Genomic DNA, 11,643 nt, shown 5'->3' with positions numbered 1-11,643 from the left:
GTGCCGGGATCAGCGCGGCTGCGCCTCGGGCACGGAAACCCTGCGCTCGACCGCCAGCTCCCAGTCGGCCTGACCGCCGAAGCTGATCTGCAAGGGCCGCGGCAGCTGCGAGGTATCGAGGCGCAGGCTGAATTCGAGGTACTGGCCCGCGCCGTCCTCGAGGTCACCGGGCTCGGCCAGCTTCCAGCGGTTGGCGCGCTGCACCGCGCCCAGGGCATCGGACAGCGTGTCGTAGCTCTGGCTCAGGCTGCCGAAGTTGACGCGGTAGCGCCGCGTCAGCGGCTGCCAGGTGAGCCGCCAGTTGCGGGTGGCACGGGCCACGCGCTTGTCGCGCCAGTACCAGCGCGAGCGGAACACCTCGGCCTGGGCCACGAAGTGCAGCGGCACGCCCTTCTGCAGCGCATCCTCGACGGCACGCGGCAGCTCGACGCTGGCGGTGTAGCCGAGCAGCAGGCCGTCCTCGCTGCGACTCAGGTCCAGCGCGCCGAGATCGATGCCTTCGGCCCGCGCGAGCGAGGCGCCGAGCACCAGCCACAACGCCAGGGCCAGCCAGAGCCCGGACAGGCACCATGCGGACCGGCCCGCGGCAGGCTGCAACCAGCGTCGAACCGAGGCGGTGAACACGTCGACAAGTCGGAGAGTTGGGATGGTTGGGTGGCGGTGTGACTCAGGGCCGACGCTTGTCGAGCAGCGCGTAGTAGAAGCCGTCCGTCGAGGGCTGCGGCAGCCCCTCGTCCCCTGATACGGGATTGTCGGCCACCGGCAGGAGGTAGCCGGGCGAAGGCCGTCTGCCCGCATCGGGTGCGCGTTGCAAAAAAGCGTCGATCTGGCGTGCGCCTTCCGCCAGGAAGACCGAGCAGGTCGCGTAAAGCAGCCGTCCACCGGGCTTGAGCAGCGGCCACAGGGCGTCGAGCAGCCCCGCCTGGGTCGACGCCAGCGTGTCGACGTCGGACGGCCGGCGCAGCCAGCGCACGTCGGGATGGCGGCGCACGATGCCGGAGGCGCTGCACGGCGCATCGAGCAGGATGGCGTCGAACGGCCGGCCGTCCCACCAGGCCGCGACATCGCGCGCGTCGGTCGCCTGCAGCTGCGCCTGCAGGCCCAGGCGCTGCAGCGTCTCCCGCACTTTCACGAGCCGCTGCGGGTCGGCGTCGAGCGCCAGCAGGTCCAGTTCGGCGAGCTCGAGCAGGTGGGCCGTCTTGCCGCCCGGCGCTGCGCAGGCATCGAGCACCCGTGCGCCCGGCGGCAGGCCGGCCCCGAGCAGCAACGGCGCGGCCTGCTGGGCCGCGAGATCCTGCACCGACACGGCCCCGTCGGCGAAGCCGGGCAGCTGCTGCACGGCGCACGGCACGGCCAGCTCGATGGCGTGACCGTCGGCGGTGCCCGGCAGCGTCACGGCGCGCGCGGCGATGCCGGCCTCGCCCAGGCGCTGCAGGTACGCGGCGCGGCTGTGGCGTCGCGCATTGACGCGCAGGGTCATCGGCGCGCGCCGCTGGTTGGCGCGCAGCAGGTCGGCCCACTGCTGCGGCCAGTCCCGCTGCAGGGTCTCGATCCACCAGCGCGGATGGTTCCACACAGCGACGGGATCGCGCAGCGCCGCTGCGAGCAAGGCCTCGCGCTCGCGCAGGAAGCGGCGCAGCACCGCGTTGACAAAGCCCGACTGCGCCCGGGCACGCTGCTTGGCCGCCTCGACCGCCTGGCTCACCAGGGTGTGCGGCGCGTAGGCGGGCGCATCGACGGCCTGCGCATCGTGGTGCGCCAGCGCCAGCGCGCTGAGCAGCAGCGCATCGACCCAGGCCGGCGGCGGCTTCGGTGCGAGTTGACGGCGCAGCGCCTGCGCGAGGCCCAGGCCGCGCAGCACGCCAAACACCAGCGCCTGCGTGCCCGGCCGCGCACCGGCCGGCGTGGCCGCGAGCGCGTCGTTCAGCGAACGCCCGGCGCACACCGCCGCCACGGCGTCGGCGGTGTGGGCCAGCAGCGCGGCCAGGGGCAATGAGGCGGCAGGAGCGTTCACGGCCGCGCAGTGTAGGCGGCGGGGTCACCGGGGCAAGCGGCAACGCCGCCGCCCGATGCCGCGGTCAAGCCCAGCCCGGCTCGGTGTAGCGCGCGGCGAGGCTCGGCGGCAAGGGCGCGTCGAGCAGGGTAGCCGCCAACCGCAGGGCATCGCAGGCCTCCTGGCCGAGGACCGCGGGACCGGGCGCGGGCAGCGCATCGATCCAGGCGCGCAGCAGCACCGGACGCTGCATCCATGACAGGCCCTGCACGCTGCGCAAGGCCCGCCGCAGCTGCTCGCCGTCGGGCACGCGGCACAGCGCCGCCGCACCGCCGCGCGGTGCCAGCACGCTGTCCCAAGGCGCGAGCGCCCGACCGTGCCAGGCTTGCCCGGCGGCGCCGATGCCTCCGTCGTCGGCAGCCTCCGGAACGATGCGGGCCAGGAAGGCACTCAGGATCGCGAATTCGGCCGCCGCAGTGCCCATCATGTCGCCCGCCCGGCGCCCCAGCGCGGCCCCCGGCGGCGCCAGCGGCGCCTCGCCGAGCCGGTGGCGCAGTGTCAGCCAGCGCAGCCGGTCGAGCGGGCTGACCTGCCCGTCGGCGGCCATCACGCCGCGTGCCGTCTCGACCAGCGTTTGGCGCTCGGGCAGCGCAGCGGATCGCGAGCGCTCCAGCAAGGCCTCGAAAACCGGCAGGCGGGCCGACGGCGTGAGCCGCTCCACGTCGGCGGCCAGCCGAGCTGCCACGGCCACGCCGGCCGTGGCCTCGGCCCAGGCGCGCCGCTCGGGCTCGCTGCCGGGCGTGAGCAGCAAGGCCAGCAGCGCGGCCAGCCGTTCGCCCGGCCCGTTGACGAACGACAAACGCGACAGCGCGTCACGCTGCTCGATCAGGGCGTCCTGCAGATCCGTCATGGGGATGGGGCTCACGCGCGGTCGCCGAACGAGGAGGCGATCTGCGAGTCCGGCCCGCGGTCGGGCGACGCGGTCTGCAGGGCCGCCGCCGGCCGGAAGCCGAACAGGCTCGCGATCAGGCGCGTCGGCAGCTCGTGCACCGCCTCGTTGAAACCGGACACCGCCTCCTTGAAGACGCGCCGCGTGAACGCGATCTGCGCGTCGGTTTCCTGCAGGTTGCGCAGCAGGGCCTGCACACGCTCGCCGATCGCGGGCGGGTCGAACCGGTCGGCACGCGCCTCGATCAGCACCCGCAGCGGCCTCAGTGCGCCCTCGAGCACCTGCTCGGCCAGGCCCAGGCTCTGGATCGCGCCGGCGCTGGTCGGCCGCCCCTGCGCGTGGTCGGCCGCCGCCCGGGCCTGGCGTGTGGCCGCCATCGTCGTCTGCAGCATGGCCGACCCGACCGCGTCGCCCATCGCCAAGCGAACTTCGGCGCCGGCCAGCAGCGCGGAGAGCTCGAAGGCGAGCGCATGGCGGCGGCGCAGCTGCGCATCGACCGGGACCCAGCTCGCGCCGATGGCGCTGCGCAGGCGCACGAGCCGGTTGTAGGCCCCCAGGCCCCAGAACAGCAGCAGCGCCGCCAGCGCGATGAGGACCGCGCGCGTCGTGATCATCGGAAATATGGTGACGCCAGCATGACAGCGGACTCTACGCCGGCCGGCCGGCGCCGCGCGCGGGCTGCGGCTGCGCGATGCCGCTCGCCAGCGCTCGATCCTGCGGTTCAGCCGCCCGCGCGCCAGTCCTCGTAGCCGCGGCGCCGCAACTCGCAGGCCGGGCAGCTGCCGCAGCCGTAGCCCCAGGCGTGGCGCTGGCACCGGTCGCCGAGGTAGCAGCTGTGGGTGTGCTCGAGGATCAGCTCGTTCAGCGCCTCGCCACCGAGCTGCCGTGTGAGCGACCAGGTCTGCGCCTTGCTCAGCCACATCAGCGGCGTCTCGATCGTCATCGGCGTGGCCATGCCGAGGCTGAGCGCGACCTGCAGGGCCTTGAGGGTGTTGTCGCGGCAGTCGGGGTAGCCGGAGTAGTCGGTCTCGCACATGCCGCCGACCAGCACGCTCAGGTTGCGGCGGTAGGCCACGGTGGCCGCGAAGCCCAGGAACAGCAGATTGCGCCCCGGCACGAAGCTGCTCGGCAGGCCGTTGGCCTGCATCTCGATCGCGCGCGCCGAGGTCAGCGCGGTGTCGGAGATCTGGCCGAGCAGCCCCAGGTCGAGCAGGTGGTCGTTGGCCAGCCGGCCGGCCCACAGCGGGAAGGCGCGCGCCAGGGCCTCGCGCACGCGCGGTCGGCATTCGAGCTCGACGGCATGCCGCTGGCCGTAGTCGAAGCCGATGGTCTCGACATGGGCATAACGCTCCAGCGCCCAGACCAGGCAGGCGGTCGAGTCCTGGCCGCCGGAGAACAGGACGAGCGCGCCGCGCGGATCGAGGCTCATGCCCCCCGGGCTCCCGCAGGTCGCCGACACAGGGCATCAGCCACGCACTTCCCCGTTGCCCAACACCACCCACTTCATCGAGGTCAGGCCCTCCAGCCCCACCGGCCCGCGGGCGTGGAACTTGTCGGTGCTGATGCCGATCTCGGCGCCGAGACCGAACTCGAAGCCGTCGGCGAAGCGGGTGCTGGCGTTGACCATCACGCTGGCCGAATCGACCTCGCGCAGGAAGCGCATCGCGTTCGGGTGGTCGCGGGTCAGGATCGCATCGGTGTGGTGCGAGCCGTAGCGGTTGATGCGGGCGATCGCCTCGTCCAGCGAGTCGACCAGCTTGATGCTGATGACCGGCGCGAGGTACTCCTCGGCCCAGTCGGCCTCGGTCGCGTCGGCCAGCCTGGCGCCCGGCACCGCCGCCAGCAGCGCCTTGGCGCGCGGGCCGCAGCGCATCTCCACGCCCTTGGCGGCGAACACCGCACCGATGCGCGGCAGGAAGGTCGCCGCGATGTCGCGGTGCACCAGCAGCGATTCGGCGGCATTGCAAGGGCTGTACTTCTGCGTCTTGGCGTTGTCGGTCACGCGCACCGCAAGCTCGAGTTCAGCGCTGGCATCGACGAAGACATGGCAGTTGCCGTCGAGGTGCTTGATGACCGGCACCGTGGCCTCGGCGGCGATGCGCTCGATCAGGCCCTTGCCGCCGCGCGGAATGATCACGTCCACGTACTGCGGCATCGCGATCAGCCGGCCCACCGCAGCGCGGTCGGTGGTCGGCACGAGTTGCACCGCGTCGGCAGGCAGGCCGGCCACGGCCAGCGCGCGCGCCACCAGCGTCATCAGCGCGGTGTTCGAGTGCAACGCCTCGGAGCCGCCGCGCAGGATCGCCGCATTGCCGCTCTTGATGGCCAGCGAGGCCGCATCGATCGTCACGTTGGGCCGGCTCTCGAAGACCATGCCGAACACGCCCAGCGGCACCCGCATCTGGCCGACCGTGATGCCGCTCGGGCGGCGCCGCAGATTCGTCATCTCGCCGATCGGGTCGGGCAGCGCGGCGACCTGCTCGCAGCCTTCGGCCATCTGCGCGATCACTGCGTCGGTGAGGCGCAGGCGGTCGACCATCGGCGCGGCCAGGCCGGCGCGGGTGGCGGCGTCGAGATCACGAGCGTTCTCGACGACCAGCAGCGCGGCCCCGGCGCGGATCTCGCGGGCCAGCGCCAGCAGCGCGGCGTTCTTCGCCGCCGTCGAGGCCGCCGCCATCGCCGTCGACGCCGCGCGGGCGGCAGCGCCCAAGCGGTCCATCAGCGCGATCACAGGCGTGGCGTCGGGAGCGTTCATGGCCGGATTGTCGCAAAGCGGCGCCGGCCCTGCTGCGCCGCAGAGGTTGATCTCACCAGTTGAGAGCACAGCAGCCACGGTGGCGCAGCGCGGCAAAAAGGATGACACCGATCGAGCATCGGGGCGCTGCGGAACAGCTCGCGCTTTGGAGCGGCATGGACTAAGCTTTCTTTACCACTGCGAAGGAGGTCGCCATGTTCAAGCACCTGCTATTGCCCACCGATGGTTCCGGCACCTCCGAGGCAGCGGTCCGCAAAGGCCTGCAGTTCGCCAAGGAGCAGCAGGCCCGCGTCACCGCGGTTCATGTCGTGCCCGAGTTCCACACGCTGACCTACCGCACCACGATGCTCGAAGACACCCGCGAGGAGTTCATCGCCGAGTGCAAGGCACAGGCGCAGAAGTTCCTGTCCGAGGTGGAGCGGGCCGCCAAGGAGGAAGGGGTGGCCTGCCGCACCGTGATGATCACGCACGACCATCCGCACGAGGCGATCAACGACACGGCCGCGCAATCCGGCTGCGACCTGATCGTGATGGCTTCGCACGGCCGCCGCGGCATCAAGGGCCTGCTGCTGGGCAGCGAAACCCAGAAAGTGCTGACCCACGCCACGTTGCCGGTGCTGGTACTGCGCTGATACCAAGTTGCGTTCACCCGTATAAATCAGCCAGCGTCCTTCGGCTCGTTGCAGTCACCGGTGTCCTGTCCGGAAAGCTGCCTGTCAAACCTCAGCGCTGCCACCACCGCGGCCTGCAAAGGCAGTGACGGTGAGTGCTGGCGAGGGCGTCGGGTGAGCGGCGCAGCGAAGTAAAGGAGGAGGCGTCGGCCTTCAGGCCGACGCCGGGGGACATGAGCGGAGTCGCTCGCCCGGCGTCCTCGTCAGCACCGCGCGGTACAGGCAGGCGGCCGGCCGGCGAACCTTTCGAGCCTCAGCGACCCCACGCACACGAGCAGTGCCAACGAGCCCTGGCCCAAGCATCCAATCCGATGCGTCTGAATGCAATTCCGCATGAGTCGAAGGAGCGGCCCGTCGGGCTGCGAGGGTTCGGTGCACTCCAGGCCGCTCCGGCGCACCGAAGCCCCGCGCGCAGTGGGGGTGAAGCCCAGCTTCAGCCGGCGGCGGCCTTCTTCGCCGCCGCCTTCTTGGCCGGCACCTTGGCGGCCCGCGGCTCGAACTCGAAGCCGACCTTGCCTTCCTTGGCATCCCAGGCGAGGCGCGCCTTGAACTTGCGTCGCGTCTTGTTCGACACGAAGTTCTCGAGCAGTTCGGTCTTGCCGTCCTGCAGCAGCCGCGCCATCTGCTCGCGTGCCACCGGCTGCTGCAGGATGATCTTGCCGCTCTTGAAGTCGCAGGTGACGTGCGCGCCCACCGCGTGCTCGCACACGTAGCTCGTGCCGTGCTCGTACACATGTCCCTTGCACTTGGGGCAGGCGCCCAGGCTCTGCTGCTCCGAAAAGTCGACCGGGGTGCCGTCCTCGGCCTTCTTGGCGTCCTCGCCGAAATCGAACTCGAGCTTCCAGTTCGCGATCTCGTCGTCGTAGGCGAGCTTCAGTTCGGCCGTGAAGGGCCAGCCGGCCTTGGAGCGGAAGCCTTCGAGCGGGCCGATCTTCTTGTGGGAGAGGAAATGCTCGACCTCGTCGAGCTCGAAGCTGCGCCCGCCGGGGATCTTGCTGATGGAAAAGCCGCAGCCCTCCAAGGCCCCGTTCACGCCGCTGCAGGTGAAGCGGCGGTAGTTTTCCTTGACGACGCCGCCGCATTTCGGGCACGGCGTCTTCAGCGTCGCATAGTCGCCCGGGATCGTGTCGCGGTCGTACTCCTTGGCCTTGGCGACGATGCGCTGCGTCATCGCGGCGATCTCGCCCATGAAGTCGGCACGGCTGAGCCGGCCCTTCTCCATCTCCGACAGCTGGTACTCCCAGTTGCCGGTGAGTTCGGGCCGGGTCAGCTCCTCGACCGCGAGGCCGCGCAGCAGCGTCATCAGCTGGAAGGCCTTGGCCGTGGGGATCAGCTCGCGGCCCTCACGGTGCATGTACTTCTCGAAGAGCAGGCCTTCGATGGTCTGCGCGCGCGTGGCCGGCGTGCCCAGGCCCTTCTCCTGCATCGCCTCGCGCAGCTCGTCGTCGTCGATCAGCTTGCCGGCGCTCTCCATTGCCGACAGCAACGTGGCCTCGGTGTAGCGCGCCGGCGGCTTGGTCTTCAGCGCGTTGACGTCGACGCTCTCGGTGCGCACCACCTCGCCGGGCTCGACCGGCACCAGCGTTGCGTCCTCGTCCTCCACGTCACGGCCGTAGACCGCCAGCCAGCCCGGCTTGACCATCACCTTGCCGTTGGTCTGGAACCTGTGTTCGGCGGCGTCGGCCTTGACGGTCGAGATGCGCGTCGTGACAAGGAATTCGGCCGGCGGGTAGAACACCGCGAGAAAGCGCTTGACCACCAGGTCGTAGAGCTTGGCCTCGATCTCGCTCAGGCTCTTCGGGGCCTGCAGGGTCGGGATGATCGCAAAGTGGTCCGAGACCTTGGCGTTGTCGAAGATGCGCTTGTTCGGCTTGACATAGCCCTCCTTCACCGCCTTGCGCGCATGCGCCGACAAGGCCTTCAGCGGGCCCGGCAGGTCTTCACCGGCCAGCATCTCCATCGTCTGCTTCACGACCGCGACGTAGTCCTCGGGCAGGGCCTTGCTGTCGGTCCGCGGATAGGTCAGCACCTTGTGCTTCTCGTACAGCGCCTGCGCGATCGACAGCGTGGTCTTGGCCGAGAAGCCGAAGCGCGAGTTGGCTTCGCGCTGCAGCAGCGTCAGGTCGTAGAGCTGGGGGCTGCTCTGGCTGCTGGGCTTGGACTCCTCCGTCACGCTGGCCGGCTGGCCGCGCACCGCCTGCGCGATGGCCTGCGCATCGGCCTCGCTCCAGAGCCGGTCGGCACGCCGCTCGGCGTCATCGTTCTTCTTCCATGCCGGGTCGAACCACTTGCCGGCGTACTGCCCGGCCTTCGCGTCGAACGTCGCCTTCAGTTCCCAGTAGTCGCGCGCGACATGCTTGCGGATCTTCTCCTCGCGCTCGACCACGATCGACAGCGTGGGCGTCTGCACCCGCCCGACGGTGGTGAGGAAGAAGCCGCCGTCGCGCGAATTGAAGGCCGTCATCGCACGCGTGCCGTTGATGCCGACCAGCCAGTCGGCCTCGCTGCGGCTGCGCGCCGCATCTGCCAGGCCTTGCAGATCGGCGTCCGCGCGCAGGCGCTCGAAGCCGTCGCGGATTGCCTGCGGCGTCATGCTCTGCAGCCACAGCCGGCGCACCGGCTTGGTCGTGGGCTTCTTCGTGCTGCCTTCCGAGTACTGCACGATCAGGCGGAAGATCAGCTCGCCCTCGCGCCCGGCATCACAGGCATTGATGAGCTCCGTGACGTCCTTGCGCTTGACCTGCTTGACCACCGCGCTCAGGCGGCTCTTGGCCTTGTCGATCGGTGCGAGGTCGAAATGCGGCGGGATCACCGGCAGGTGGGCGAAGCTCCACTTGCCGCGCTTCACGTCGTACTCCTCCGGCGCCTTGATCTCGACCAGGTGGCCGACCGCGGAGGTGACGACGTAATGCTCGTTCTCGAAGTGGTCGTCGTGCTTTTCGAACTTGCCGCTCGTGGGCGTCAAGGCCCGCACGATGTCTTGTGCGACGGACGGTTTCTCGGCGATGACCAGTGCTTTGCTCATGTTCTCGATGTCGTTGTCACCCGATCGCAGCGGCGCCCCGCGCACCAAGGCGTCGGGCCGTCCCTACAATCCGGGCTCTCGCGCGCACGCGCTCACGCGCGCGCACCCATGATTCAATGTAGCCAAACTCGAACATGACGCAATCGCCGCGCCGCAAGACCGCCACTGCCACCCGGACTGCCCGACCGACGGCGCCCCCCGCGACCCGCGACGGCCGGCGCATCCAGGTGCGACGCTCCGGCGTGCACGGCAAGGGGGTGTTCGCGCTGCGGCCGCTGGCCAAGGGCGAGACACTGATCGAATACACCGGCGAGGTGATCGACTGGCCCGAGGCCTTGCGCCGCCATCCGCACGACCCGAACGATCCCCACCACACGTTTTACTTCAGCATCGACGAAGACCATGTGATCGATGCCAAGGTCGGCGGCAATGCGGCGCGCTGGATCAACCATGCCTGCTCGCCCAACTGCGAGGCCGACGAAACGCAGGGCCGCGTGTTCATCAAGACGCTACGTGCCGTCAAGCCCGGCGAGGAGCTGTTCTACGACTACGGCCTGGTGATCGACGAGCGCTACACGCCGAAGCTGAAGAAGCAGTACGAGTGCCGCTGCGGCAGCAGGGCCTGTCGCGGCACCCTGCTCGCGCCCAAGCGCTGATCCCCGTGCCTCACGCTGCCGTGCCGCTGCAACGCCGCGCCGTCGACGCGCAGGGGGCCCGCATCGCTGCGCTGCGCTGGCCTGTCGAAGCCCTGTGGGCGCAACTCGAGCCCTTGCGTCCCGGCCTCGGCGTCGAGGCCCTGGTCGAGACGGACTCCACCAGCACCCGGCTGCTGGAACGCGCCCGCGGCGGCGACAGCGCGCCCTGCCTGCTGGTCGCCGAGCGCCAGACCGCCGGCCGCGGCCGGCTCGGCCGCTCGTGGATCTCCGACACCGCGCCCGCCGCCACCGCCGACGGCCCTGGCTCGCTGACCTTCTCGCTGGGCCTGACGCTGGCCCCGGCCGACTGGTCGGGCCTGTCGCTCGCCGTCGGCGTCGCCCTGGCCGAGGCGCTGCACCCGAGCGTCAAGCTCAAGTGGCCGAACGACCTCTGGCTCGTCGACGACAGCCCCCCCGGTGCGCCGGGCCGCAAGTTCGGCGGCGTGCTGATCGAGACGCTCGCGCTGGCCGGCGGTGGCCGCTATGCCGTGATCGGCGTCGGTCTGAACCTCGATGCTCCCGCGGCGCAGGCGGCGTTCACCCAGCCCGCAGCCGGCTGGCGGGAGATCGAGCCGCTGGCCCGTGCGCCCGAGTTGCTGGCGCGGCTGGCGGCACCGCTGCTGGGCGCGCTGATCGTCTTCGAGCAACAGGGCTTCGCCGCCTTCGCGAAGCGATTCGCGGCGCGCGACGCACTCGCCGGCAAGCCGGTCCAGACCAGCCAGCCCGGCGCCGAGAGCGGGCGCGCCGATGGCGTCGACGAGCGCGGCGCGCTGCGACTCCAAACCCCCCAGGGCGAACGCCTGATCGGCAGCGGCGAAGTGAGCGTGCGACCATGTTGAGAGCCCTCGTGTTGCTGCTGCTGCTGGCCAACGCGGGCTTCTGGGCCTGGCGGCACAGCTGGCTCGAACCGCTGCACGGCGTGATCGGTGCCCGACCCGAGGGCGAGCGCGAGCCCGAGCGGCTGTCCTTGCAGGTCGATCCCGACCGCATCCGCCTGATCCCGGCCGAAGCCGCGTCCATGCCGGCATCCGCCCCGGCGAGCGCCGAGCCGGCCGCCGCCGCCAGCGCCCCGGCGGCGACCGCCTGCCTGGAGGTGGGGCCCTACAGCGTGGCCGAACTCGCGGTGGCCGAAGCCGCCGTCAAGGCGGCCCTCCCTGACGCCGGCTGGTCGGAGCGCGAGCTCACGACGACCTGGTGGGTGGCGATGGGCCCGTTCGCCGAGACGGAGCAACTGCAGAAGAAGCGCGAGGAACTGAAGCGGCGCAGCATCGCCCCCGAGCTGGCGAGCGCCGCGCCCGGCAGCGCACCGCTGCTGGTGATCAGCCGCCACGACAGCCGCGCCGCGGCCGACACCGAACTCGCGACGCTGCTCGAGCGCGGCGTGCGCACCGCACGCGTGGTCAGTGCCACCGTGCCGCAGCGCGCGCTGCGCGTGGCGCAGGCCAGTGAAGCCCAGCAAGCCACGCTGGCCGCCCTGCCCGCCGACAAGCTGCGCGGCAAGGCCTTCACGCCTTGCCCGGCCGATACGCTCTAACGCCGGTCAACGCTGCGGGCG

At 71.0% G+C, this 11,643-nt stretch carries 11 protein-coding genes; 4 read left to right on the top strand and 7 right to left on the bottom strand.

The window, feature by feature from the left end:
* Positions 1-9: 9 nt before the first annotated feature.
* From ACQY9S_RS18020 to ACQY9S_RS17995, 6 genes are all read right to left on the bottom strand, one after another.
* A complete protein-coding gene (locus tag ACQY9S_RS18020) occupies positions 10-624 on the bottom strand; it encodes a DUF4390 domain-containing protein (protein ID WP_428421577.1) in 615 nt (204 codons plus the stop codon).
* 43 nt (positions 625-667) lie between these two features.
* Positions 668-2,014 (bottom strand): 16S rRNA (cytosine(967)-C(5))-methyltransferase RsmB, encoded by a 1,347-nt coding sequence (rsmB, locus tag ACQY9S_RS18015; RefSeq protein WP_428421575.1) that lies wholly within the window; start codon positions 2,012-2,014, stop codon positions 668-670.
* Between the two features lie 64 nt (positions 2,015-2,078).
* Positions 2,079-2,903 (bottom strand): hypothetical protein, encoded by an 825-nt coding sequence (locus ACQY9S_RS18010; RefSeq protein WP_428421574.1) that lies wholly within the window; start codon positions 2,901-2,903, stop codon positions 2,079-2,081.
* 11 nt (positions 2,904-2,914) lie between these two features.
* Positions 2,915-3,556 (bottom strand): LemA family protein, encoded by a 642-nt coding sequence (locus ACQY9S_RS18005; protein WP_428421572.1) that lies wholly within the window; start codon positions 3,554-3,556, stop codon positions 2,915-2,917.
* A gap of 107 nt (positions 3,557-3,663) precedes the next feature.
* Positions 3,664-4,371 (bottom strand): 7-cyano-7-deazaguanine synthase QueC, encoded by a 708-nt coding sequence (gene queC, locus ACQY9S_RS18000; RefSeq protein WP_428421570.1) that lies wholly within the window; start codon positions 4,369-4,371, stop codon positions 3,664-3,666.
* Positions 4,372-4,407: 36 nt separating this feature from the next.
* Positions 4,408-5,697 (bottom strand): glutamate-5-semialdehyde dehydrogenase, encoded by a 1,290-nt coding sequence (locus ACQY9S_RS17995; RefSeq protein ID WP_428421569.1) that lies wholly within the window; start codon positions 5,695-5,697, stop codon positions 4,408-4,410.
* Positions 5,698-5,891: 194 nt separating this feature from the next.
* Here ACQY9S_RS17995 and ACQY9S_RS17990 point away from each other — a divergent pair, with 194 nt between their 5' ends.
* Positions 5,892-6,329, top strand: a complete 438-nt coding sequence (locus ACQY9S_RS17990) for a universal stress protein (protein WP_428421567.1) — start codon at positions 5,892-5,894, stop codon at positions 6,327-6,329.
* A gap of 472 nt (positions 6,330-6,801) precedes the next feature.
* Here ACQY9S_RS17990 and ACQY9S_RS17985 read toward each other — a convergent pair whose 3' ends face one another.
* Complete coding sequence (locus tag ACQY9S_RS17985) at positions 6,802-9,393, bottom strand: DNA topoisomerase III (protein WP_428421566.1); 2,592 nt, start codon at positions 9,391-9,393, stop codon at positions 6,802-6,804.
* Between the two features lie 134 nt (positions 9,394-9,527).
* On the opposite strand from ACQY9S_RS17985, the gene ACQY9S_RS17980 reads away from it, so the two are divergent.
* The 3 genes from ACQY9S_RS17980 to ACQY9S_RS17970 are packed head-to-tail and all read left to right on the top strand — an operon-like array spanning position 9,528 to position 11,622.
* Positions 9,528-10,049: an SET domain-containing protein gene (locus ACQY9S_RS17980; RefSeq protein WP_428421565.1), complete on the top strand. Its 522-nt coding sequence runs from the start codon at positions 9,528-9,530 to the stop codon at positions 10,047-10,049.
* A 5-nt stretch (positions 10,050-10,054) separates the two neighbouring features.
* Positions 10,055-10,927: a biotin--[acetyl-CoA-carboxylase] ligase gene (locus tag ACQY9S_RS17975; RefSeq protein WP_428421564.1), complete on the top strand. Its 873-nt coding sequence runs from the start codon at positions 10,055-10,057 to the stop codon at positions 10,925-10,927.
* Positions 10,921-11,622: a hypothetical protein gene (locus ACQY9S_RS17970; RefSeq protein ID WP_428421563.1), complete on the top strand. Its 702-nt coding sequence runs from the start codon at positions 10,921-10,923 to the stop codon at positions 11,620-11,622. Before ACQY9S_RS17975 ends, ACQY9S_RS17970 begins: the two co-directional genes overlap by 7 nt.
* Positions 11,623-11,643: the final 21 nt, after the last annotated feature.

The organism is Methylibium sp., assembly GCF_965279545.1.
GTDB lineage: Bacteria > Pseudomonadota > Gammaproteobacteria > Burkholderiales > Burkholderiaceae_C > Methylibium.
This window is presented reverse-complemented; position numbering and strand designations above follow the sequence as displayed.

Bases quoted from the DNA above. Each gene is read 5' to 3' on its own strand.
- ACQY9S_RS18005 (WP_428421572.1), bottom strand. From the start codon at position 3,556: ATGATCACGACGCGCGCGGTCCTCATCGCGCTGGCGGCGCTGCTGCTG.
- ACQY9S_RS17980 (WP_428421565.1), top strand. From the start codon at position 9,528: ATGACGCAATCGCCGCGCCGCAAGACCGCCACTGCCACCCGGACTGCC.
- ACQY9S_RS17995 (WP_428421569.1), bottom strand. From the start codon at position 5,697: ATGAACGCTCCCGACGCCACGCCTGTGATCGCGCTGATGGACCGCTTG.
- queC (WP_428421570.1), bottom strand. From the start codon at position 4,371: ATGAGCCTCGATCCGCGCGGCGCGCTCGTCCTGTTCTCCGGCGGCCAG.
- ACQY9S_RS17990 (WP_428421567.1), top strand. From the start codon at position 5,892: ATGTTCAAGCACCTGCTATTGCCCACCGATGGTTCCGGCACCTCCGAG.
- ACQY9S_RS18010 (WP_428421574.1), bottom strand. From the start codon at position 2,903: ATGACGGATCTGCAGGACGCCCTGATCGAGCAGCGTGACGCGCTGTCG.
- ACQY9S_RS17985 (WP_428421566.1), bottom strand. From the start codon at position 9,393: ATGAGCAAAGCACTGGTCATCGCCGAGAAACCGTCCGTCGCACAAGAC.
- ACQY9S_RS17970 (WP_428421563.1), top strand. From the start codon at position 10,921: ATGTTGAGAGCCCTCGTGTTGCTGCTGCTGCTGGCCAACGCGGGCTTC.